General features: G+C 60.7%; 19 protein-coding genes. 15 read left to right on the forward strand and 4 right to left on the reverse strand.

The annotated features are described in order from the left end of the window. Nucleotides 1-76: 76 nt before the first annotated feature. Nucleotides 77-979 (forward strand): EamA family transporter RarD, encoded by a 903-nt coding sequence (rarD, locus tag ACGLWX_RS01485; protein WP_396236750.1) that lies wholly within the window; start codon nt 77-79, stop codon nt 977-979. Here the strand turns inward: rarD and ACGLWX_RS01490 are convergent. After that, on the reverse strand, nt 976-2,604 hold the full coding sequence (locus ACGLWX_RS01490; protein WP_396236752.1) for a methyl-accepting chemotaxis protein: 1,629 nt from the start codon (nt 2,602-2,604) through the stop codon (nt 976-978). The two genes, rarD and ACGLWX_RS01490, sit on opposite strands and share 4 nt — an antisense overlap. A 220-nt stretch (nt 2,605-2,824) precedes the next feature. Here ACGLWX_RS01490 and ACGLWX_RS01495 point away from each other — a divergent pair, with 220 nt between their 5' ends. The 14 genes from ACGLWX_RS01495 to ACGLWX_RS01560 all read left to right on the forward strand — a co-directional run bounded on the left by ACGLWX_RS01495 (nt 2,825) and on the right by ACGLWX_RS01560 (nt 21,408). After that, the gene (locus tag ACGLWX_RS01495; protein WP_252108879.1) at nt 2,825-3,796 is read left to right on the forward strand and encodes an IclR family transcriptional regulator; all 972 of its coding nucleotides are present in this window, start codon (nt 2,825-2,827) and stop codon (nt 3,794-3,796) included. A gap of 46 nt (nt 3,797-3,842) precedes the next feature. Continuing rightward, nucleotides 3,843-4,997: an acyl-CoA dehydrogenase family protein gene (locus ACGLWX_RS01500; protein ID WP_396236754.1), complete on the forward strand. Its 1,155-nt coding sequence runs from the start codon at nt 3,843-3,845 to the stop codon at nt 4,995-4,997. Beyond that, entirely contained in the window at nt 4,994-7,111 is a 2,118-nt protein-coding gene (locus tag ACGLWX_RS01505; RefSeq protein ID WP_396236756.1) for an acetate--CoA ligase family protein, read from the forward strand. The genes ACGLWX_RS01500 and ACGLWX_RS01505 overlap by 4 nt, the downstream gene beginning before the upstream one ends. 86 nt (nt 7,112-7,197) lie before the next feature. After that, the gene (locus tag ACGLWX_RS01510) at nt 7,198-8,157 is read left to right on the forward strand and encodes a Bug family tripartite tricarboxylate transporter substrate binding protein (protein WP_396236758.1); all 960 of its coding nucleotides are present in this window, start codon (nt 7,198-7,200) and stop codon (nt 8,155-8,157) included. 3 nt (nt 8,158-8,160) lie between these two features. Next, entirely contained in the window at nt 8,161-8,622 is a 462-nt protein-coding gene (locus tag ACGLWX_RS01515) for a tripartite tricarboxylate transporter TctB family protein (protein WP_396236760.1), read from the forward strand. A gap of 31 nt (nt 8,623-8,653) precedes the next feature. Then, entirely contained in the window at nt 8,654-10,180 is a 1,527-nt protein-coding gene (locus ACGLWX_RS01520) for a tripartite tricarboxylate transporter permease (protein WP_396236762.1), read from the forward strand. Between the two features lie 190 nt (nt 10,181-10,370). Then, nucleotides 10,371-12,071 (forward strand): SulP family inorganic anion transporter, encoded by a 1,701-nt coding sequence (locus tag ACGLWX_RS01525; RefSeq protein ID WP_396238152.1) that lies wholly within the window; start codon nt 10,371-10,373, stop codon nt 12,069-12,071. 217 nt (nt 12,072-12,288) lie between these two features. After that, nucleotides 12,289-13,443, forward strand: coding sequence for a TAXI family TRAP transporter solute-binding subunit (locus ACGLWX_RS01530; protein WP_396236764.1), 1,155 nt, complete (start codon nt 12,289-12,291; stop codon nt 13,441-13,443). A 46-nt stretch (nt 13,444-13,489) separates the two neighbouring features. Then, a complete protein-coding gene (locus tag ACGLWX_RS01535) occupies nt 13,490-15,496 on the forward strand; it encodes a TRAP transporter permease (protein WP_396236766.1) in 2,007 nt (668 codons plus the stop codon). Between the two features lie 63 nt (nt 15,497-15,559). Continuing rightward, on the forward strand, nt 15,560-16,705 hold the full coding sequence (locus tag ACGLWX_RS01540) for a TAXI family TRAP transporter solute-binding subunit (protein WP_396238154.1): 1,146 nt from the start codon (nt 15,560-15,562) through the stop codon (nt 16,703-16,705). 163 nt (nt 16,706-16,868) lie between these two features. Then, nucleotides 16,869-18,284, forward strand: a complete 1,416-nt coding sequence (locus ACGLWX_RS01545) for an enoyl-CoA hydratase/isomerase family protein (RefSeq protein WP_396236768.1) — start codon at nt 16,869-16,871, stop codon at nt 18,282-18,284. Then, the gene (locus ACGLWX_RS01550) at nt 18,281-19,474 is read left to right on the forward strand and encodes an acyl-CoA dehydrogenase family protein (protein ID WP_396236770.1); all 1,194 of its coding nucleotides are present in this window, start codon (nt 18,281-18,283) and stop codon (nt 19,472-19,474) included. The genes ACGLWX_RS01545 and ACGLWX_RS01550 overlap by 4 nt, the downstream gene beginning before the upstream one ends. A gap of 10 nt (nt 19,475-19,484) precedes the next feature. Further along, nucleotides 19,485-20,606 carry an acyl-CoA dehydrogenase family protein gene (locus tag ACGLWX_RS01555; protein WP_396236772.1) on the forward strand — a complete coding sequence of 374 codons (1,122 nt, stop codon included), beginning with the start codon at nt 19,485-19,487 and terminating at the stop codon, nt 20,604-20,606. A gap of 10 nt (nt 20,607-20,616) precedes the next feature. Beyond that, nucleotides 20,617-21,408 (forward strand): enoyl-CoA hydratase/isomerase family protein, encoded by a 792-nt coding sequence (locus ACGLWX_RS01560; RefSeq protein ID WP_252108890.1) that lies wholly within the window; start codon nt 20,617-20,619, stop codon nt 21,406-21,408. Here ACGLWX_RS01560 and ACGLWX_RS01565 read toward each other — a convergent pair. The 3 genes from ACGLWX_RS01565 to ACGLWX_RS01575 all read right to left on the reverse strand — a co-directional run bounded on the left by ACGLWX_RS01565 (nt 21,378) and on the right by ACGLWX_RS01575 (nt 24,180). Then, nucleotides 21,378-22,337, reverse strand: a complete 960-nt coding sequence (locus ACGLWX_RS01565) for a nitronate monooxygenase family protein (RefSeq protein ID WP_252108891.1) — start codon at nt 22,335-22,337, stop codon at nt 21,378-21,380. The genes ACGLWX_RS01560 and ACGLWX_RS01565 overlap by 31 nt on opposite strands. Nucleotides 22,338-22,451: 114 nt before the next feature. After that, on the reverse strand, nt 22,452-23,378 hold the full coding sequence (locus ACGLWX_RS01570) for an electron transfer flavoprotein subunit alpha/FixB family protein (protein ID WP_396236774.1): 927 nt from the start codon (nt 23,376-23,378) through the stop codon (nt 22,452-22,454). Nucleotides 23,379-23,430: 52 nt separating this feature from the next. Further along, the gene (locus ACGLWX_RS01575; RefSeq protein ID WP_396236776.1) at nt 23,431-24,180 is read right to left on the reverse strand and encodes an electron transfer flavoprotein subunit beta/FixA family protein; all 750 of its coding nucleotides are present in this window, start codon (nt 24,178-24,180) and stop codon (nt 23,431-23,433) included. Nucleotides 24,181-24,283 lie beyond the last annotated feature (103 nt).

Below are 24,283 nucleotides of genomic sequence, written 5' to 3' on the forward strand. Positions count from 1 at the left end.
GGGGTATCTCCTTGTCACTCTGCCGATGTATTCAATATTGTGTGATAGATTAGCATTTTTTGATAATGAGGCCGTCATGCTCTCTGCACCCGCGCGCGATCCGGAAGCCGTTAAAGGCGTCACTTTTGGGCTAACCGCCTACGTGCTGTGGGGCTGCTTTCCGCTCTATTTCGCGCTGTTTGAAGGCGTACCCGCCTTTGAGGTGTTGATTCACCGCATCGTCTGGTCCTGCGTGTTTTTGATCGGGGTGATTACACTCCTCAAGCGCTGGTCGCCGGTCATAAGCGCATTGAGAGCGCCCAAGCGGCTGGGGCGGGTGTTGATTTGCGCAGTATTGATCGGCGCCAACTGGGGCCTCTATATCTACGCGGTGGAAAGCCACCAGGTGCTGCAGGCAAGCCTTGGCTATTTCTTGACGCCGCTAGTCAACGTTGCGCTCGGGGTGATCGTACTGCGTGAAACGATGGCCAGAACGCAGCTCGCCGCCCTCGGGCTTGCGAGCATCGCCATCGTCATCCAGCTTCTGACGTTGGGCGAGCTCCCTTGGATCAGCCTGATGCTGGCGCTGAGCTTTGGAAGCTACGGGCTCTTTCGCAAGCAAGTACCCTTGGACGGCCTTTCGGGGCTGTTCGTCGAAACGCTACTGCTTTTGCCGCTGGCACTGCTCGCACTGACCTGGCTCAGCGCCCAGGGCGCTTCGCACTTTCTGGTGGATGCGCCGACGAGCGCGCTGTTGATCAGCTGTGGTGTCGCCACGGCGCTTCCGCTTTTGGCCTTTGCCGGCGCCGCCCGGCGGCTGCGCCTGTCGACCATCGGCTTTTTGATGTACATCAACCCTAGCATGCAGTTTCTGATAGCGTTGACGGTGTTCGACGAGCCGCTCGGCACCATCCAGCTCATTACGTTCATCATGATCTGGCTAGGGCTTGCGCTCTACTCCTGGTCTTCCTGGCAGTCACGTCCGCGCGCTGGCGCTTAACTTAATGAGGCAACCGCCATGGGCCTGGGCTCTTTGCGGTGCTCGTGTTCGGTGTGCTCGGGTGGATAGCCCACGCGAAAACCGCCCCAGTGCTTGCCGTTGACGAAGATCGGCACCGACAGGTCATGCATGATCTCGCCAGTATCGCGCCGGTACGTTTGCAGCAGTAGCGGCTGGGTATGAGCGCCGCAGCGCTTGCCCGTCGGGTCGTCGAAAATTCGCTTGCTGCGGCAATACTTCAGATCGTGGGCCGGGTCGCCGGTGGGTTTACGACTCACCGCCGCATTGTGAGTGGGTACGTAACCCTGCCGGTCGCAGGCGATGGCGTAGTTCACCTCCAGCGCCTTCAGCAGCGGCTCTTGAAGCGCGGGCAGGTGGGCATCGGTGAAGGTATCGAAGCCGGTTCGGTAAAGCGTTGGGTTGGTATCCGGTACCGGTTGATAGTCCTGGTCAAACAGCGCCTCTCGGGTGAGTTCACCGCGGGCGATCGCTTTTTCAAACAAAGCCTGGATGCAATCGGCACTTTCACGCGCGGCGGCGAAAACCGCCTGATGGCGACCGTGCAGGCGCTGCTGGGCAAGCTCGCCATCCACACCTTCGGCGGCGGCCATCAGCTCACGCGCCTGAACCGCCAGGTCGTGCATATCGCGATTTCCCTCGTCGACATCGCGCTCTAGCTGGGAGAGCGTTCGGGTCACCGTCTCGCTATGGGCCTTCGTGCTCTCCATCGACTGGGCCACCCCGCCGATCTCCTCCCCGACGTCATCGAATTCGCGAGTCGTTTCATCAAGCCCTATTCCTACTGCTTGCATGCCTTTGGAGCGTTCGCGAACCCGCGCCATGAGATCGTTCATGGTCGAGATCACCCGCTGACCGCTCTGGTGCATGTCGCGCACCAGCTCGTCGACTCGTTGGGTTGCTTCAGAGCTCTTCTGCGCCAGGCTTCGCACTTCGCCGGCCACTACGGCAAAACCGCGGCCATGTTCACCGGCGCGGGCCGCCTCGATCGACGCGTTGAGCGACAGAAGATGCGTTTGCTCGGAAATTGCTTCGATCATTGATGTCACACTACGCACTCGCTCGATCCGGTCGTTAAGCGCGGCCAGCTCGTCCAGCGCCTCGACGGACTGCTTCGCCACGTCGTTCATGTCTTCGACGATCGCCGACAGACTCGACTGATGGTGATGGCTTGCATGGCGCGCCTTTTCGGCGAGCTCGGCGACCCGCGTCGCACTGGCGCTGACCTGTAAAATCGTTGCGTTGATCGACGCCATGCTGGACGCCGCTTCGCTGGCCATGCGCTCCTGGTTAAGCAGCCGCTTATCCATCAGATCGGCGGTGTGCGAAACCTGCGCCGAGGCAATCGCCGTACTGCTGGCTCGTCCCATTAGCCGGTAGGCCATCGCCTTGAGCGAGACATAGTCGGCAAGCGCCTTCAAATGTCGTAAACGCGTCGGCACAGGGTGTCGTGCACCCAATACCCGCTTAAACGCATTCGAAACCAAGAGTGCGCCCGCCAATCCGCCAACGACCGGCGCCGCGTAGACATAAGCAGCGTCTAGTGTCACCAGCCAAAACGCGAGTACCGTTAACGCAACGGGGATCAGCCACTCAATCAGCCGCATGGATCATGCTCCTTAGGCTCAAACGTCTTCATGAAATTGCGGCAACTTTTTCCAGCTCATTAATGCTCAAATTTACCCGCTTTAGAGCCTGAGAGAAGTAACACTTTGGGAGTAAATATCCTTCGTTTTATTAGCTAACAGAGTTTTCGCTAACGGGTTAGTAAAAACATTTGCACAGCGAAAAAATTACGCTTAACGTAATCGAATACGGAGAACGTAAATGAAAGCAGAAAAAAACCGACTTCAATCGCTCTCGAGAGCGCTGGACGTGCTTGAACTGGTCGAAAGCGCCGATCAGCCGGTGTCGCTGACCGATATCGCCAAGGCGCTCGATGAAGCCACACCCATCGTCTTTCGCGCGCTGGAAACCCTTGAAGCACGTGGCTACGTGCACAGGCGCCCCAACGATAAACGTTACCTGCGTCTGGCGCCCTCGTCGGGCCATAGCGCCATACGCCGCTCCATTGCGCTAATGCGCGCGCTAGCCTCGACGGACAACCGGGGGTCGGGAACGCCGTGGCTTGCTACTCAAACCGGGCTCGAACCCCAGTTGGTCGACGAGCTTTTGGCCACGCTCGTCGAAGAGAACATGGTCGAGGCGCTGCCCAACGGTACCGAGTGGCGCCTGGCCTACTCGCTGCTCGAACTGAGCCGGCCGCTGCTCAACGGCAACGAGCTTGCCCGTATCGTTGGGCCTGCCATGCAGCGCCTGCACGCCGATACCAGCGAGACCGTGTCGCTTTTCAATCTGGCCGGTCACCACCAGGTGCTTTCGGCGGTTCTGCCAAGCCCCCACCCACTGCGCTACGTGCTCGATATTGGAAGCTCGTTTCCACTTCATCTGGGCGCGGCCGGCAAGGCGGCGCTCGCCGGTATGGAGAGCCCTGAGGTGGAGGCGCTGCTGGCGCGCGATGACCTTGTCAGACTGACCGACTACGTGCCCGATAGGGACCGGCTTCGCGACGAGCTCGCCGCCACGCGCCAGCGCGGATACGCACTCTCCTTCGGCGAGCGCGTCGAGGGTGCAACGGCAGTGGCCGCGGGCGTGCGCGACGCCTCGGGCAGAATGCGCGCGGTGCTCAGCTTGATGATGCCCTCTTCCCGGGCGCCTGCGGACAAGGCCCACGCGCTCGGCGAGCGTCTGGTCAGAGAGGTTGACGCCATTTACATACCGCCGCTTGCATTCGAGTGATGCCGCAAGCGGTTTGTATCGCAAAACAATCACAAGGAGAGACTTGATGATACGCGACCAGCAACGCCTGGATGCCCTACTGGCGGACGTTCGCCGCTGGGTGAGAGAGGTAGCCATTCCAAGGGAAGCAGAGGTCGAAGAGCTCGACCGAGTGCCGGACGATCTGGTCAAAGAGATGCGTGAGCGCGGCTTCTTTGGCTGGAGCATTCCCGAAGAGTTCGGCGGTTTGGGGCTCACCACCGAAGAACTGGTGCGTGGCGCACTTGAACTCTCGCAGTGTTCGACCGCCTTTCGCGCGCGGGTGGGCACCAACACTGGCATAGGCTCCGAGGCGCTGGTCGCGGATGGCACCGAGGAGCAGAAAAAGCGCTATCTGCCCAAACTCGCCTCGGGAGAGATGACGGGCAGCTTCGCGCTCACCGAGCCCGAGGCAGGCTCCGATGCCACAGCGCTTACCACTTCGGCGGTGCGCGAAGGCGATCAGTACCGGCTTAACGGTCAGAAGTGCTATATCACCAACGGCCCGATCGCCGATTTGTTCACGGTATTGGCGCGTACCGATCCAAACGACCTGTCCAGTCGCGGCATCAGCGCCTTTCTGGTCGAGCGCGACACACCCGGGCTGACCACGGGCAAGCCTTACAAAATGATGGGACAGTCCGGCTCGCCGGTATCGGAAATCCATTTCAATGATTGTTTGGTGCCTGCGGCAAATCTGATTGGTGGGCAGGAAGGCGTCGGTTTCAAGACGGCGATGAAGGTCCTCAACAAGCAGCGACTTCACTTGGCGGCGCTATGCACGGGCCCGGCCATTCGCATGCTTGACGAGGCCACGCGTTTTGCACGAAAGCGCCAGCAGTTCGGCCGTCCGGTCGCTGATTTCCAGCTCGTGCAGGCACTGATTGCCGATTGCCAGACAGAAATTCACGCCGCGCGCGCCTTGATCCTGCAGACCGCCCGAGAGCGTGATGCCGGTGAGGACGTCAAGATGACCGCCTCGATGTGCAAGTACTTCGCCTCTGAAATGTGTGGTCGGGTCGCCGATCGCGCCGTGCAGATATTCGGGGGCGCCGGCTACGTCGCGGACTACAGCTGCATCGAGCGGCTCTATCGCGACGTTCGCCTGTTCCGCCTCTACGAAGGCACCAGCCAGATTCACCAGCTCAATATCGCCCGCCTAACGCTCAAGGAGTCGCCATGAGTACGCCTAACGATTCGAATACCCCGCCTCGCTCGTTGAAGCGGCTGTTCGAACCCCGATCCATCGCGGTGGCGGGCGCCTCTACCAACCTGGAGTCGATCGGCGGACAGCCTATCAAGCACCTGCTCGACGCGGGCTATGCGGGCAATATTTATCCTATCAACCCAAAATACGACCGTGTGGCTGACCTGGTCTGCTATCCGGGCATTGATGACCTGCCCGAGGCGCCGGATGTCATTGTCATCGCCGTTGCCGCAAACCGCGCTCTCGATATGATCAAGGCGGCCGGTGAAAAGGGCATCCCCTACGCTATCGTGTTCTCATCCGGGTTTGCCGAAACCGGCGATGAGGGCCACGCCGCCCAGGCCGAGCTTCGCAGCGTAGCCCGCGCTGCGGGAATCACACTGATCGGCCCCAACTGCCAAGGGTTGATGAACATTGCCGAGAATATTCGCATCGGCTTCGGCACCCCCTACTCGCTTGATTATCATAAAGGCGGGGTTTGCATGAGCTCGCAGTCCGGCGCGTTCGGCAACTCCCTTTTGATGGCGCTCAGCGACGAAGGCATCGGGTTTCGCCACTACATCTCGACCGGCAACGAAGCCCAAACCACCTCGCTCGACTGCCTGGAGTATTTCATCGACGACCCGCAAACCCAAGTGGTGACCGGCTATGTCGAAGGCTTCCAGGATGCCTACCGGCTGCGCCAGCTAGGCCAGAAAGCGCTGGCCAGCAACAAGCCCGTAGTACTCTGGAAGGTGGGCAACAGTGACGCCGGCGCCCGCGCTGCCTCGTCACATACGGCGAATCTGGCCGGCGCCTCTACCTATTACGAAGCGGCGTTTCGCCAGTTCGGCATCGTCAGTGCCAACGATGTCGGCGACATGGCGGACTGCGTGCGGGCACTCCTGACCAACAAGCGACCCAAGGGAAACGGCGTAGCGGTGCTCTCCGTCTCGGGCGGTGCCGGCATCGCCATGGCCGACCGTTGCGCCGAACAGGAGCTGACCCTACCGGACTTCAGCGAGCAAACGCTCGACGAGCTGCGCCCGCTACTCCCGGGCTTTGCGAGCCTTTCGAACCCGATGGACATCACCGCCGGCGTGCTTTCCGACCCGGCCAGTTTCGCCACCGCGCTGCGGGTAGTGATCAAGGACCCGGCCGTTGACATGCTTGGGCTCTGCCTCGCTGCCCTATCGGGCAAAGTGGCTACGCTCATCGCCGAGGAGATCGCCCAGGTCGCTGCGGAGTCCGATGTTCCCATTCTGGTTGCCTGGAACGCGCCAACTGGCACCGCCGATGACGCTTACCGAATCCTCGAAGACGCCAATATTCCGCGCTATGGCTCGCCGGTTCGCAGCGCCCGGGGCTTTGGTGCCATCTGGCGCTTCACCTCTGCCGCGCTCGCACAACACGAAACCGCAAAGGTTCGTCCTCATCAAGCGCCGGACAATGCCAAGCCACTCAACGAATACAGCGCCAAGCAGCTGCTGCAAACCTATAGCCTGCCGGTCACTCGGGAAGTGGTGGCATCCAACGCAAACGAAGCGGTATCGGCGGCGCAAGAGATCGGCTACCCCGTGGTGATGAAGATCCTTTCAAAGGATATCGCGCACAAGTCGGATGCGGGCGGCGTACTGGTCGGACTCGACAGCGACGAGGGCGTTCAGGAAGGTTTCGAGCGACTGGCCCGCCTGCCCGCCACCCTTGGAGAGAATATCGCCTTCGAAGGCGTACTGATTCAGGAAATGGTGAGCGGTGGCACTGAAGTGATCTTGGGGGCGGTCAACGATCCAGGTTTCGGCCCGGTGATCATGGTGGGAGCCGGCGGCGTCTATACCGAAGTATTCGAGGATGTAGCGTTCGCGATTGCCCCCATCAATCGACGCCAGGCTCAGGACCTGATCGACAGCACGCGTATCAGTCGCGTACTGCGAGGCGCGCGCGGCCGGCCGCCCGGCGATATCGAAGCGCTGGTCGATACTCTCGTACAGCTCTCCAAACTGGCCATGGCCGAGTCAGAGCGATTTACCGAGATCGATATCAACCCGCTAATCGTACTACCAGAAGGAGATGGTGCGCGCATAGTCGATGCGTTCGTGCGCACAAGCTAACCCGAATCAGTCTGTCGAATAGCGTTTCACCACTACTGCAGGTTTTATCTACAACACAACAACGAACGCCATAGTGGAGCACAAAAATGAAAACCGAATTCAAGAACAACACACGCCGTTTGCTCACAAGCCTTGCGCTCGTGGCCATTGTGCCGCTGGCCTCGGCCCAGGACTATCCCAACAAACCGGTCAAGGTCATCGTGCCGTTCCCCGCCGGCGGCAGTACCGATCTTATGGCCCGCGCTACGGCACGCGAACTGGCCGAAACGCTGGGGCAGAACGTGGTGGTCGATAACAGGGGCGGCGGTGCCGGTACCATCGGCGTTGCGGCGCTGGCCCGCGAGCGGCCGGACGGTTACACCTTGGGAGTCGTGCCGGCGGCAACGCTAGTCAACCAACCGCATATGCGCAGAACGCCCTACGATCTGGATCAATTCGACTACATCTGCCAGCTTTTCTCGAGCCCCATGGCGCTGGCAGTCAAGCCGGACTCACCCTTCGAGAATCTCAATCAGTTGGTCGACTACGCCAAGGAGCATCCTAACGAGCTGACCTACGGTACGCCGGGGCCTGGAACGTTAATGCATCTGGCCATGGAACAGTTCCTACAACTTGCCGATATCGAACTCGAGCACGTCACCTTCACCGGCGATGCGCCCGCAGCGACCGCTTTGCTGGGTGGCCATATCGATCTATACATGTCGATGACCAACGTGGTCAACGATCGCGGGCTCGCGTCTATCGGTGTGTTCAGTGAGGAACCCGCGCCATCGCTGCCCGAGGTCGAAACCGCCATTGAACAGGGTTACGACATCACCGCTGCGTGGTGGGGCGGCCTGGTTGCGCCCCAAGGGCTCGAAGACGGGATCAAGAGCCGGCTCGTCGAAGGTTGCCAAAGTGTCGTCGACGCGGAGCGTTTCGCACAGACCCTTGAGGATCTGGGAGCCGACGTTCACTTTCGAGACCCGGACGATTTCGAAGCGTACGTTCGCGGTATTTCCGAGACCAACGCGCAGCTGATCGAAACCGTTTTCAAGGGAGAGTGAAAAATGAAAGCTCGCCTGCTCGACATCACTTACGGTGCCGTCTTTCTTGCCGGTGCGGGCTACCTCTTCTGGATCAGCACGGTAACTGGCACCGGCGCAAGCCGTATCTCCAGCGACCCCATGTGGTACCCCAAGCTACTGCTGGTTTTGCTGGCGATCTGCTCCGGTGCGCTGATGTTGCGTGAAGCGCTCAAGCGTGGCCATCGGCGCGTGCCTTCACTGGATTTTGCGCCCGTACTGATAGTACTCGCAACGTCCGGGGTCTATCTGGCGCTATTTCAGAAAGCCGGGTTCGTTCCGGCAAGCCTTGTATTGATACCACTAACCAGTTGGCTACTAGGGTTTCGTCGACCTCTCGTACTGACCATGGTGAGTATCGGCTTTGTAGCTTGCGTCTGGTACGGCTTTCACTATCTGATCAACATCACCCCTCCCGGGCCTGGCCTGCCAACGCTGGCAGGCTAGTCGGTTTTGCTGGCTCACAGGAGTCTTTGCAATGGATTCAATCCTGGCTGGATTACACCTGCTACTGGCGCCGGAGGCGCTGTTTTCGCTCACCGTCGCCACGGTGGTAGGCATCATCGTCGGCGCCCTACCCGGGCTTGGCTCGGTACTCGCCATTACCATGGCACTCCCATTGACCTTCGTGCTCGGACAAAGCGCAAGCATCACCTTGCTGCTCGGCCTCTACTGTGGGTCGGTTTATGGCGGCTCTATCTCGGCGATTCTGCTTAATACGCCGGGCACGCCTCAAGCGGCGGCTACGGTACTGGACGGCTACCCGATGGCGCGCGCGGGTCGGGCCGATCTGGCCTTGGGCTGGGCGACCACGGCGTCGGCCATCGGCGGCATCATCGCCACGCTCATCCTCTCCATTGCCGCACCGCTGCTGGCACGCGTCGGGTTAAAATTCGGTCCGATCGAGTATTTCGCCCTGGGCGTATTTGCCCTGACCTGCATCGTTAGCGTCTCAAAAGAAGACATGATCAAGGGGCTCATGGCCGCGCTGGCCGGCCTATTCGTGGCCGTGGTTGGGCAGGACACAGTAACCGGCGCCCTGCGTTTCGATTTCAACTCTTTCGAGCTCTCGGCAGGTATCGGGCTGGTCCCCTTTTTGGTCGGGCTCTTCGCGCTGTCGGAAGTTTTCTGGCGAGCCTCAGAGCTTTACTCGGTCGAAAGCGTCAAGGCGGGAAAGTCACGCTTCACCTTCCCAGGCTTTGGCGAGCTTCGAAATCGCTGGAGTGTCCTGCTCAAATCCTCATTGATCGGGACTTGGGTCGGCTGCTTGCCCGGCGTGGGAGCGACGTCGGCTTCGATGGTGAGCTATGCAGAAGCCAAGCGCAGCTCGCCGCGACGCGCCAATTTCGGCAATGGCGAGCCCGACGGGCTGATTGCCTCGGAGGCCTCTAACAATGCCGTTACCGCAGGCGCCATGGTGCCTACGCTCTCTCTCGGCGTGCCGGGTGACCCCATAACCGCCGTCATGCTGGGGGCGCTGGCGCTTCAAGGCATTACGCCGGGGCCGCGACTGTTCATCGAGCAGGGCGATTTGATCAACTTCATCTTCATGGCGCTGCTGGTGGCCAACGTGCTGCTGTTCGTATGCGGTGCGTTAATGACGCCACTTTTCTCGCGTATCCTGAAAGTGCCTGAGCCCATTTTGCTGTGCGCTATCGTGGTACTGGTTGCCATTGGCACGTACAGCATCAACGCGAGTACCTTCGATCTGTTGATCATGTTCTGCGCCGGCGTTGCCGGGTTTCTACTGCGTTATGGAGGCTTTCCCCTCGCACCTATCGTCATAGGCTTCGTACTTGGCCCGATGATCGAACAGAGCCTTCGCCAAGGACTGATCATCACCCGGGGTGATTTCCTCGCATTTTTGCACTACCCCATCGCTCTGGCTTTTTTCATCCTGACCCTGCTTTTTCTTTTGCTGCCGATCATGCGCTCATGGCTATGCAGCATTTTCGGCCAGCGCCAACGCAAGCTTGATAAGCAAGAGCACTCTCATGACCTTTAATGGCTACCATCTTTCTCAGCAAAATCGCAGCATTTCAAATAACGTTAAGGTATCTCGTATGAGCGTCAAACCGCCGGGGCGCTGAGTCATTAATTGGCACTAACGTTAAAACGTCGGACTATAAGCGCTGATTTAAAATGGATTATCCCTTACCCTCAATGTTCGCCCCATTCAATTGCTGAAAATCATTATGCTCAAGCGCTACTTCCCCATCCTCACTTGGCTGCCCCACTACCATCGAGGGCTTTTTAGCGCCGATTTACTGGCCGGGCTTATCGTGACGGTCATGGTGATTCCACAGTCGCTCGCCTATGCGCTGCTAGCCGGCCTGCCCGCGGTGGTGGGGCTCTACGCCAGCATTCTGCCGCAGATTTTCTATACCTTGATGGGCACCAGCCGCACGCTGGCGGTCGGGCCAGTAGCGATCATCGCGCTGATGACCGGCGCGGCGCTGAGCGCGGTCGCCGAGCCCGGCTCCGCGCTATATCTGGAGGCAGCGCTGGTGCTGTCGCTGCTATCCGGGCTCATTTTGGTGGGCATGGGCATTGCGCGCATGGGCTTTTTTAGCAACTTTTTGAGCCATCCGGTCATCTCCGGCTTTTTGACCGCTTCGGGCATTTTGATCGCCGCCAGCCAGCTTGGAAACCTGCTGGGCATCCAGAGTAGCGGCTTTACCCTCGTCGAGCGCGTCATGACGCTTGCGCCCAACCTGATGTCCATCAATGTTTTCACGGTCGTGATCGGCGTGGGCACGCTGCTCTTTTTGGTCGGTATGCGCCGATTTGGCAAACGGGCGTTTGCAAAAATCGGCGTTCCAGCGGGGCTTGCGGATCTTCTGACCAAAGCGGGACCGGTATTCGCCGTGATCGTGACTACGCTCGTCTGCTGGCATTGGGATCTGGCGTCACAAGGCGTGGCCGTGGTGGGCGACGTGCCCGGCGGCCTCCCCGCGTTCAGCTTTCCGCTGGGTGACATTGCACTCTGGAAAGCGCTGTTTATTCCCGCACTGCTGATCAGTCTGGTGGGCTTTGTAGAGTCGGTCTCGATGGGGCAAATGCTCGCCGCCAAGCGGCGCCAGCGCATTTCACCCAATCAGGAGCTGGTGGGCTTGGGCGCGGCGAACCTGGCCGCCGGGGTGACCAGCGGAATGCCGGTGACCGGCGGGCTTTCGCGCACGGTGATCAATTTCGATGCCGGCGCGCAAACGCCCGCCGCCGGCGCTTTTACTGCCCTCGGCATTGCGCTGGTCACGCTGGCTTTCACCGGCTGGCTGTTTTATCTCCCTATCGCCACGCTGTCGGCAACCATCACGGTGTCGATTTTGACCCTGGTGGACATTCCCATGCTGCGCCAGACTTGGCGCTACTCGCGCAGTGATTTTGCCGCCATGGCGCTCACCATCGTGCTGACGCTGGTGGAAGGCGTCGAGGCGGGTATTATCGGCGGCGTAACGCTCTCACTTGCGCTATTTCTCTACCGCACCAGCCGGCCGCACAGTGCGCTGGTAGGGCGAGTGCCGGACACCGAGCATTTTCGCAATATCCAGCGCCACGATGTGCAGGCGCCGAAGAGCGCCGCGCTCTTGCGCATTGACGAGAGCCTCTATTTTGCCAACGCGCGCTACCTGGAAGATACCGTCTATAACCTGGTGGCCAGCCGCCCGGAAATCGAACACGTGGTGCTGATCTGTTCGGCGGTCAACCTGATCGACGCCTCGGCACTCGAAAGTCTGGATGCCATCAACGCACGCCTAAAAGACTCCAACGTCAAACTCCACCTTTCGGAAGTGAAGGGCCCGGTCATGGATCGACTCAAGCAGAGCGACTTCTTGGATGCGCTTACCGGACGGGTGTTTCTGAGCACCTACACCGCTTGGCGCGAATTTTTCTGACGCTTCCTGAACACTGAATAGCCGGGTAACACCCGGCTTTTTTACGTCTTCCTCCCCTTACCCGCCCCTACAAACGTTGACGTTGACATTGATCGCAAGGTATCTCTACTATCAATTGAGATATGCAAAACGAAGTACCGCTTAGCGGAACAATAAGTAACTAAATGTAACATAAAAATCGCCATATCGGCCTATAACCACAATAAAGGAGCTCTCCATGCGCTCGTTTACTCAACGCCTGCTCATCGCTACTCTACCTCTTTCGCTCGTCGGCCCCGTGCTCGCCAATGAGGTCGATCTCCCGGGTACCATGGCCTGGACGGCCTACGGCACTAACTCCAGTGGCTACGCCCAAGCGGTAGCCATCGGCAACATGCTACAGAACGAGTACGGCTCGTCGGTCCGCGTACTGCCTGGCGAAAACGACGTGTCGCGGATGACACCGCTCAAACAGGGGCGCGTCGATCTTTGTGCTTGCGGTATCGCAAGCTACTACGGCGCCGAGGGCGTAATGATGTTCGCTGACCGCGATTGGGGCCCGCAGCCAATTCGTGTCATCACGACTTCGACTGCGTCCTTCGGGCTGTCGCTTGCGGTGGCCGGGGATCTGGACGTCGAGACGCCCGCGGATCTTGCCGGCAAGCGTATCGCCTATATCCGCGGTGACGATGCACTTAACAAGGGCACCGAAGCATATTTGGCCTTTGGTGGTCTCACTTGGGATGACGTAGAGCGGGTGGATTACCCCGGCTACGCGCGTTCCTTCGATGGCATCATCGCCGGCGACGTGGACGCCTCGTTCACCACCACCGTCACCCCGCCTGCCCAGCAGCTTGCCAGTAGCCCCCGCGGCATCAGTTGGCCGGTACTGGATCCAAACGACGAAGCGGGCTGGGAACGCATGGCCGCCGTTGCCCCTTATTTCCGTCCTCATGAAGTCACTGCCGGCGCCGGCGGTATCAGCCCGGAGAATCCGCTAGCCAGCGCCAGCTACCCCTACCCGATCGTGGTCGCCAATCAGGATTTGGAGGACAACGTTGCTTACGGATTGATCCGCGCGCTTCAGGAGCATTACGACGACTACAAGGATAACGCCCCTGGTGCCAACGGTTACGCGTTGGAATTCCAGGATCTGGAATGGGTGGTGCCGTTTCACGATGCGGTAGTCGAGTACTACAAGGAAACCGGCGTCTGGAACGATGACCTTCAAGCGCACCAGGACCAATTGGTCGAGCGCCAGCAGGTATTGATGCAAGCCTGGGAGACGTTCATGCAGGATGCACCCGACGATGACGATGCCTTCACCTCAGAGTGGATGGCTGCACGTGCGACCGCGCTAAGCGACGCCGGCTTCGAACCGGTTTTTGAGTGACTGGCCCGGGGCGGCGCTCGCCGCCCCTGCTGATGGACGACCCCCTATGACTACCCAGACACCACCTGCCCACCAGAATGGGCAGGTAAAAGAGAAGATCAGCCAGATTCGCGAGCTGCCCGCTGCGCTTCGCTGGATCCCCGCCGCGGTCACCGTCGCTCTGATGCTGATGACCCTGGACTACCTGTTCAATATGGGGCTTCTGACCTTCGTTACCGGCCTCGAGACCCAGTTCTACTACGCCGTGGTGGCGCTGCTACTGCCGCTGGTGTTTCTACTTTGGCCCTTGAGCGCGAGCCGACAGGAGCAGCCAATACCGTGGTACGACTATCTGCTCAGCGCCGTTACCCTGATCGTGGGCGGCTACTTCGTCTACAACGCCGTACCCATTCTGGAGCGCGGCTGGGCATTCTCGGCCCCAGAGACCGCCATCTACGCAAGCTACGCCTACTGGGTATTGATCATCGAGGCGGCGCGCCGTGCCGGAGGCTTGCCGATCGCTATCATCGCCGGGGTCTTTTCGCTCTACCCCCTAGTGGCGGATAAAGTGCCCGGTCCGATTCAGGCGTTTCCCTCGACGCTCGAACAGACTGCGATGTACCACACCATGAGCACCGAGAGCATCATGGGCGTGCCGCTGCAGGCCTTCGCGGGGTTGGTCATCGGTTTTCTGGTGTTCGGCGTGGTGCTACAGAAAAGCGGCGGCGGCAAGTTTTTCATCAACCTCGCCTTCGCGCTTCTGGGCCACGTGCGCGGCGGCCCGGCCAAGGTTTCTATCTTCTCGAGCGGTTTGATGGGATCGATGAGCGGCAGCGTGATCAGTAACGTTCTAACAACCGGTGTGCTGTCGATTCCGGCAATGCGGCGTATCGGCATGAGCCGGTCATTTGCCGGCGGTGTCGAGGCCTGCGCCTCGACCGGTGGTGTGCTGATGCCCCCGGTGATGGGCGCGACCGCCTTCGTTATGGCGATGTTTCTGGATATTCCTTACTCGGCGGTGGCGCTAGCGGCGGTCATCCCCTCCATCCTTTACTTTCTGGGGCTGTTCATACAGATCGATGCTTACGCCGCGCGCAACGACATTCAAGGCCTGCCCGAGATCGAGCTGCCCTCGCTAAAACAGACCCTGAAGGAGGGCTGGTACTTCGTCTTCGTTTTCGCCCTGCTGGTTTGGATGCTGCTGGTCATGCAACGCGAAGCCGTCGCGCCCTTCTACGCCACCGCGCTGCTTTTAGTACTCAACCAGCTCTCCAAACACAACCGCTGGGGCTGGTCGGATGTGACCGACACGCTCTCTTCAGCGGCCAAGCTCTTTGCAGAGCTGATCGCCATACTCGCTGGCGTGGGCATGCTGGTGGGCGCGCTTTCCATGACGGGTCTCTCCGGTACCATCGCCAACGACTTCATCAACATCGCCGGCGGCAGCGTCCCACTTCTGTTGATCATGGGCGCGGTTACAAGCTTCGTGCTGGGCATTGGCATGACCGTGACGGCGGCCTATATCTTCCTGGCCGTGGCGCTGGCGCCAGCGCTGATTCAAGGCGGTGGGCTGGATCCAATGGCGGTACACATGTTCATTCTTTATTGGGGCATGTTGAGCTTCATCACACCGCCAGTGGCGCTCGGCGCCTTCGCCGCCGCCACGGTGGCCGGCGCCCGCCCCATGGCCACCGGCCTGCAGGCCATGCGCTTGGGCAGCGTGATCTATTTCATTCCGTTTTTGTTCGTACTCAACCCGGCGCTGATCATGCAAGGCGCGCCGCTGTTGATTTTGGCCGTATTCGTGCAAGCGGTCATCGGCATCGTGCTGTTCGCCTCCGCCATGCAGGGCTATTTAATCGGGGTGGGCCGTTTGGGCTACGGCGTTGTGCAGGAGAGCATCATTCGCACCCTGGTGCTGTTGGCAGGGCTGCTGCTGGCACTGCCTGGTGGCGGCCTGGTGCCGCTGAGCCAACTCGAGCTTATCGGTTTGGCGCTCGCCGCGCTCGTACCCGGCGTACTGCTCGCCCGCCTGAGCCAGCGCCGGCAAAAGCCGGCGCATCAGCCTGGCTAACGGTATTGGCAGCGCGAAAAGCATGACAATGACAATCATAAAAATAGCTAAAAGGTGTTCATGATGAAAACAACCCTTAGATCACTTGCCGTCGCCGTGCTTTGTGCAAGCCCGGTGGGCATGCCCTTTGCCGGTGCGGATATGCCGACCACCTTGAACTGGACCTCTTATGGAACCGGCACCAGCGCCAATGCCCAAATCATGGCCATCAGTCAACTTCTGCAAAGCGAGTACGGCACGCAGTCCCGGGTGATTCCCGGGGAGAACGACACCATGCGCATGACCCCACTCAAGACGGGACGCGTGGATCTTTGCGCCTGCGGCATCGCCAGCTACTACGGCTCGGAAGGCGTGATGATGTTCGCGCGGCCAGACTGGGGGCCGCAACCTATTCGCGTCATCACTACCTCCATGGCGGGTTTTGGCCTCGGTATGGCGGTAGCGGGCGATATCGAACTCGAAACGCTGGCCGATTTGAAAGGCAAGCGGCTTGCCTACCTGCGCGGCGACGATGCACTGAACAAGGCTGCCGAAGCGTACCTCGCTTTCGCCGGGCTTACCTGGGATGACGTGGAGCGGGTCGATTTTCCCGGCTATAACGCCGCCTTCGATGGCATCATCAGCGGCCGCGCAGATGCGGCTATTACCACCACCGTCACGCCGGCAGCGCAGCGCCTGGCCGCCAGCCCTCGCGGTCTGCAATGGCCAGTACTTTCGGCCGACGACACGGCGGGCTGGGAGAGGATGCTTGAAGTAGCACCTTACTTTCAGCCTCACACGGTCACCTCAGGCGCCGGCATCGATCAAAGTGCGCCGCTCGCTAGTGCAAGCTACCCCTATCCTATCGTCGTCAGCAACGCAGACCTTGCCGACGAGACCGTTCACGGGCTCATCTCGACGATGGTCGAATCCTATGACGATTATAAGGACAACGCACCAGGCGCTAGCGGCTATGCGCTAGAAAACCAGAACATGGCTTGGGTGATTCCGTTTCACGATGCAGTGGTCGATTACTATCGCGATACCGGTATTTGGACCGACGCCATGGAGGAACATCAGCAAGCTCTGATCGCGCGACAGACGCTGCTCATGGAAACCTGGCAACGTTATAAAAGCGATGCACCTCAGAACGAGGATGCCTTCATCGAGGGCTGGATGGAGCAGCGTCGTAGTGCGCTGCAATCAGCCGACATGGCCCCGGTCTTCTAAATCAGAACGGTAGTTAGACGTTGGCGGTTCAACCTCTTCGTCATTAATTACATGATTGAAATAATCTTAATTTTGCATGGCGGAATATGGTTTCGCTATATTGACTCGCTGCGTCGCATTCGCCATGATTTGACGATCCAACATTTATTCAAGCGAGAAAGCCATGACCGTTTCTTACCAGCGCCAAGGGGATATTGGCGTCATTGAAATCGACAACCCGCCGGTCAACGCACTGGGTCACGCGGTTCGCAGCGGCCTGATCGCGGCGCTCGAGGAAGGCATTGCCGACCCGCAAACCCAGGCTCTGGTACTTTTAGCCAAGGGGCGGACGTTTATCGCCGGTGCCGACATTCGTGAATTCGGCAAACCTTCGAAGCCCCCGGTGCTTCCTGACGTCATCAACGCATTGGAGGCCAGTCCCAAGCCGCTGATCGCAGCACTTCATGGCACGGCCTTGGGCGGCGGGCTCGAGGTGGCGCTGGCCTGTCACTATCGCGTAGCGCTTGAAGGCACGCGTGTCGGCCTGCCGGAGGTCAAGTTGGGGCTATTGCCTGGCGCCGGCGGCACCCAGCGCCTGCCGCGCCTGACCGGCGTTAAGCTTGCGCTGGACATCATTACCAGCGGACGTTTCGTGAATACCGATGAAGCGCTCCACGCGAACATTATCGACGCTTTGAGCAATGCCCAGACGCCACTGGAGGCGGGCCTCGAGGCAGCGCGCGAAGTCTTGGCCGGGCGTATCACGCCGCGCGTCACCGGCGAGCTGCCCGCCCCGCAGGCGGACCCGGAAGCCGTGACGACAACCCGTGATCGACTTCAAAGTGAAACGCCCGATCTTTTCTCGCCCTTTCGCATCATTGAGGCCGTAGAAGCCTCTACCACCGCGACAACGCTCGCCGAAGGGCTCAAGCGCGAACGCGAGCTGTTTCTGGCCTGCATGGACTCCCCCCAGCGTGCCGGCCTGATTCATCTATTCTTTGCCGCGCGCAGCCCGCATCTGGTCAGCAGCGTTGAAGACGCGACTCCCTTCGAGCGTGTGGCGCTCATCGGCGAGCACCCGTTATTCGAAGCGCTTTCGAAAGCCGCCTCCCGCGCCAATATCTCGCTACTCGAGGCGCCGGATGCGCAAACCGAGCTCTGCCTGATCGCCCCGAACGCAGAGAGTGACGCCTGCCCGCCAGGCGCCGTTCGCGTCACACTTCAAAGCGCCTCGGACGGCTGCCCCGACACCGGGCTTGGCTTGATCCTCGCTAACACCGGTGCTTTTCACGAGCTGGTCGACTGCAACGATGACGCGCTTGCCCACCAGCGCACCGCGCTGACGCTCAAGGCACTGCGCGTCAACGTGGTTGCAAGCCGCCGTCACAGCATACTGGCCACGCTCAAGGGCGCTAGCGAGAACGCCTCGGCAGGTGAGAAGCGGGCCTCACTTGAAGCCGCAAGCTTGGGCATCGCCGAGCGCGGCGAATGTTTTCGCCCCGCCGATATCGACCTGCTGGCCGTCGAGGCGCTCGACTATCCGCGCGCGCTCGGTGGTCCACACCGACAGGCCACGCTGAGCGACAAGGAGTCGTCATGAACCTGACCTTTACCACCGAAGAGCAGCGCTTTCGCGCCGAGGTGCGCGAGTTTCTCGCCGACTCGCTGCCTGACGACATTCGAAAGCGCGTGCGCCTTGGCCGACACCTACGCGCCGATGATCACCTGCGCTGGCAGAACATACTGAGCCGCCAGGGGTGGCTTGCCGCCAACTGGCCCGTCGAACATGGCGGTCCGGGCTGGGGCCCGGTACAGCGCCATATCTTCGATGAAGAGTGCGCCGCGGCTCACGCCCCGACCGTCGTGCCCTTCGGCGTCAACATGGTAGCACCGGTCATCATGAAGTTCGGCACCGCCGAGCAGCAGGCGCGCTACCTGCCGCGCATTCTCGATAACCAGGACTGGTGGTGCCAAGGCTACTCCGAGCCTGGCGCCGGGTCGGATCTTGCGAGTCTCAACACTCGCGCGGTACGCGAGGATGATCACTACATCGTCAACGGTCAGAAGACCTGGACCACCCTGGGCCAGCACGCCAACATGCTGTTCTGTCTGGTGCGCACCGATCCCGCTGCCAAGAAACAGGCCGGCATCAGTTTCTTGCTGATCGACATGCAGACACCGGGCATCACGGTGCGGCCGATCGTAACGCTCGACGGCGCTCATGAGGTCAACGAAGTCTTTCTCGACAACGTGCGTGTACCGGTCGAAAACCGGGTGGGCGACGAAGGCCAGGGCTGGACCTGCGCCAAGTTTCTGCTCACCCACGAGCGCACCGGTATCGCCGGGCTTGGCCATGCCAAGCAGGCGCTCGTCCACTTGAAATCGCTGGCAAGCCGTATCCAGCATCGCGGCAAACCGCTGCTCGAACAGCCTAGCTTTCGCCAGCGCGTGGTCAAGGCCGAAATCGAGCTGATGGCGCTGGAGGTGACCAATCTACGCGTGATCGCCGCCGCCCGCGACGGCGGCGCCCCCGGCGCCGAGAGCTCGCTCTTGAAAGTGCGTGGATCAGAACTTCGCCAGGAACTCAGCGAACTGACGAGACGAGCGCTGGGACCTGCCGCGGTGGCGTTTTTTCCCGAGTTTCTCTACCAGGATGAACCGCTGGACGAGGCCTACGCCGCAAGCGCGGCGGCAAGCGCCCAGTATTTCAATCGGCGCAAACTCTCGATTTACGGCGGCGCCAACGAGATACAAAAAGGCATCGTCGCCAAGACCATTCTAGGTATGTAAGGGGAGCGCCATGGATTTCGCATTGACCGATGAACAGCGCATGCTCGATGAGACGCTGACCCGCCTGGTGGCCGACAAGGTCTCCTTCGAGCAGCGCCGCCACATGCTTAACGCTTCTAAAGCCGGTGCCGACGACCCTCTTTGGCAGAGCTTTGCCGAGCTTGGCCTTCTGCATATGCCCTTCGATGAGTCGGTGGGCGGGCTCAATGGCGACGGCACCGATCTGATGATCATCCTGCAGGCTCTGGGCCGCGGTCTGGTACCGCAGCCCTACCTATTTGGACTCGTACTGCCCGGGCAGCTTTTGGCCCTGACGGCCAACGCCGAGCAGCGGACCCGTTGGCTAGACCCTCTGCTTAGCGGCGAGCATCAGTTGGCGCTCGCCTGGCAAGAGGTTGCCGCACGTTACGATGCCAAGGGAATCACCACCACGGCGCGCCGCGAGGACGATCATTGGCGCCTCACCGGCCAGAAGACGCTGGTCATGAACCTTGAGTCGGCCGCAGCTATCCTGGTCACGGCGAAACTTGATAGCGGCAAGCTGGGGCTGTTCGTAGTGCCCACCGACAGCATCGGCGTATCGGGCTTCAATTACCGCACGATGGACGAGCAGAGCGCCGGCGATCTGGCGCTGGAGGACGCGATGCTAAGCGTTGAGCACTGCCTGAGCGAGGACGTGGAAAGTGCGCTGGACGAGGTACTCGCCTTGGGCCGGGCCGGGCTCTGCGCCCAAGCGTTGGGCGCCATGGAGTCCGCCTGCGACCAGACCCTTGAGTATCTCAAGGATCGCAAGCAGTTCGGCGTGCCGCTTGCGACGTTTCAGGCGCTGCAGCACCGCATGGTGGACATGCACCTGCACCTGGAGCAGTCGCGTTCCATGACGATCCTGGCGGCCACCAGCCTGACGCTCGATTCTACTGATCGTGACTATAAGATCGCCGCCGCCAAGGCCTACTGCGGCGAATCCGCCCGCTTCATCGCCGAACAGGCGATCCAGCTACATGGCGCCATGGGCATGACCGACGAGTGCCATGTCGCAAGCGTTGCCCGGCATCTTGTGATGTTCGATCACTACTTGGGCGATTGCGATTTTCATCTTGAAACCGTCAGCGATCGAATCGACGCTGCCTAAGGAGCTTTGCATGTCGTCCTACCCCGATGAAGTGGTCACCGTCAGCGCCGTGGAAGAAGGCGTTGTCGAGGTGGTGATCAATCGCCCGAGCGTGCGCAACGCCTTGAACGAAGAGACTGCGCTGGCGCTTGGCGATGCCTTGAAAGGCGTTGCCGAAAATGCTGATGCGCGCTGCGTGATTCTGCGCGGCGAAGCCAGCGCGTTTTGCGCCGGTGCCGACCTTGGGGAGTTCGAGAAGGCCGGTGCTCAGCCGGCCAGCGAACGATTGGCGCGGCTTTTCCTGCCCGCTCTAAAAAGCCTGATGGCCATGGAGAAACCCGTGATCGCTGCGGTGGGCGGAGCGGCAGCGGGTATTGGCGTCTCCTACGTGCTGGCAAGCGACATGGTGGTAATGGGCCGCTCGGCCTACTTGAAGCTTGCGTTCATCAATATCGGTCTTATTCCCGATGGCGGTGCCAGCTGGCATCTGGTGCGCAAACTGGGCCACACTCAGGCTTTCGAGATGGCCGCACTGGCTACCCCCATTGATGCAGAGCGCTGCCGGTCGCTGGGTCTTGCCAACCGTGTCGTGGACGACAACGAGGTCGTGGCTCAGGCACGTGAGCTGGCAAGCCAACTGGTCAAGCAGTCATCCCAGGCGCTAGCGGCCACCAAACGAGCGCTTCGCAGCGCCCAGGAGTTCTCTCTTGTCGATACCATGAAGCTCGAAGGCGAGCTTCAGGATCAGTGCAAGGCATCAGACGAGTTCAAGGAACGGCTCGCGGCGTTTCGTCAGAGCCGGCGCAAGGCGTCCAACGCCTGACGGTAATCGCGCGATAATGTGGCGACCGAGGTCGCCACGCTCTCCAGTGAGTCGATCGACCCCACGCCCTGCCCCGCACCCCATATATCCCGCCAAGCCTTCGCCTTGCTGCTGCCGCCGGAGCCATAACGCATGGCGCTCTTGTCGCCCTCGGGAAGCGCGTTCGGGTCAAGCCCCGCCGCCTCGATGCTCTGACGCAGATAGTTGCCGTGCACCCCGGTAAAAAGATTGGTGTAAACGATATCTCCCGCTGCAGCCTCCAGCACCATCTGCTTGTACGACGCCTCGGCGTTGGCCTCTTGAGTTGCGATAAAGCGGGTGCCCATGTAGACCATGTCAGCGCCCATGGCGCGGGCCGCCGCGATCTGCTCGCCGCGTGTGATCGAGCCGGCAAGCACTAGCGGCCCATCAAAAAAGGCGCGCACCTCCGCCAGAAAGGCGAAGGGGTTGAGCCGACCGGCGTGGCCTCCGGCGCCCTGACAGACCAAAATCAAGCCATCCACGCCGGCCTCGACGGCTTTTCTAGCGTGGCGCAGCGTGGTGACATCGTGAAAGACCTGCCCGCCATAGGCGTGTACCTGCTCCACCACCTGGTTCGGCGCGTGTAGGCTGGTGATCACTAGCGGCACCTCGAACTCGGCGCATAGCGCCACGTCGTGCTCAAGGCGGTCGTTGGTCGGATGCACGATCTGGTTCACCGCAAACGGCGCCGCCGGTGCGTCGGGATGCTCATCGCTGTACTGCCGCAGTTGCTCGCTGATTTGTTCAAGCCATTGGCGCAGCGCCTCTGCCGGACGGGCGTTGAGCGCGGGAAAAGCACCGATGATACCGGCCTGGCACTGGGCAATAACGAGTTCAGGGCCGGAGACGATGAACATGGGAGAGCCGATCACTGGCAGCGCCAGCGAATCGGTAAGATCGTTCAGCATGGTCAGCTCGCAGTCGAATCAGGTGGAAATAAAAGGTGTCACAATCGAAACGGCCGGCAAGCGCCGGCCGCAGACATCGTTACCACAAGAGGCCTTCGAGGTCCTCCTGCGCTACTAGAGCTTGCTCTCGAGTTCCGGCAGAAGCTCGAACAGATCCCCCACCAGCCCGTAATCCGCTACCTGGAAGATCGGCGCTTCCTCGTCCTTGTTGATCGCCACGATCACCTTCGAGTCCTTCATCCCCGCCAGGTGCTGGATCGCGCCACTGATGCCCACCGCGATGTACAGATCCGGGGCCACGATCTTGCCGGTCTGACCCACCTGCATGTCGTTGGGTACGAACCCTGCGTCCACCGCCGCCCGCGAGGCGCCGACCGCCGCACCCAGCTTGTCGGCGATGCCGTCGAGCAGCTTGAAGTTCTCGCCGTTGCCCATGCCGCGGCCACCGGAGATCACGACCTTCGCGCCCCCCAGCTCCGGGCGGTCGGACTGCGCGAGCTCCTCACCGATGAACTGCGACTGGTCGTTGTCGACCACGGTGTCGAGGGCTTCGATCGAGGCGGCGTTGTCGCTACCCACGGCGTCAAACGCCGTGGTGCGCACGGTCATGACCTTGAGCGCGTCGTCGCTTTTCACCGTGGCGATGGCGTTGCCGGCGTAGATCGGACGCTTGAAGGTGTCCGGGCCGTCGACCGCAACGATCTCGGAGAGCTGGCTGACGTCCCTGAGCGCGGCGACCCGCGGCAGCACGTTCTTGCCGGTGGTCGAGGCGCTGGTGAGAATATGGGTGTAGTCGTCGGCCAGCGCCACGATCAGTGCGCCCAGCGGCTCGGCGAGCTGGTGGGCGTAGACGGTGTTATCCGCCAGCCGAACCCGGGTGACGCCGTCGAGCTTCGCGGCCTGATCGGCGGCGGCCTGAACGCCTTCGCCGGCGATCAATACATCGATATCGCCGCCGATCTCGCGGGCGGCGGCCACCACGTGGGCGGTGGCGTCAAGCAGGTGGCCGTCGTGGAGATCGGCCAGTACCAGAATGCTCATGGAGTGTACTCCCTGGAATAACGGTGAAAGAGGCAGTCGGACGGTGGAGTGATCAAAGCACCTTCGCTTCGTTCTTGAGCTTGTCGACCAGCTCGTCGACCGAGGCCACTTTCACCCCGCCCTTGCGCTCCGCCGGCGTTTCGACTTTCACCAGGCTCACTTTTGATCCCACCTCGACGCCGTAGTCCGCCGGGGTCTTGACGTCCATCGGCTTCTTCTTGGCCTTCATGATGTCGGGAAGCTTGGCGTAACGCGGCTCGTTGAGGCGCAGATCGGTGGTGACGATCGCCGGAAGCGACAGCGACAGGGTCTGCAGGCCGCCGTCGATCTCGCGGGTGACGGTAACCTTGTCGCCGTCGACGGCGACCTTCGAGGCGAAAGTCGCCTGGGGCAGGTTCGCAAGCGCCGCGAGCATCTGGCCGGTCTGGTTGTTGTCGGTGTCGATCGCCTGCTTGCCGAGAATCACCAGCCCCGGCTGCTCCTGTTCGACCACCTTCGCCAGCAGTTTTGCCACCGCCAGCGACTCGACGCGCTCGTCGGTCTCGATCTGAATCGCACGGTCGGCACCGAGCGCCAGCGCGGTGCGCAGCTGCTCCTGGGCGGCTTTCGGGCCAATGCTCACGGCGACCACTTCCGTGGCCACGCCCTGCTCCTTCAGACGCACCGCCTCTTCCACGGCGATCTCGCAGAAGGGGTTCATGGCCATCTTGACGTTGGTGAGATCCACGTCCGAATGGTCCGCCTTGACGCGAATTTTCACGTTGTAATCGATGACGCGTTTGACCGCGACGAGTATCTTCATTGGATGCTCCTGCCTGGTTTATCGTTCCGCAAAGCAAAACATTATTTCAATTTATAGAAATCAACAGTAAAAAAACCCGGCGCAAAAATCAAGCGCGAACCAC

This window comes from Halomonas sp. HMF6819 (assembly GCF_044335525.1).
Lineage (GTDB): Bacteria > Pseudomonadota > Gammaproteobacteria > Pseudomonadales > Halomonadaceae > Vreelandella.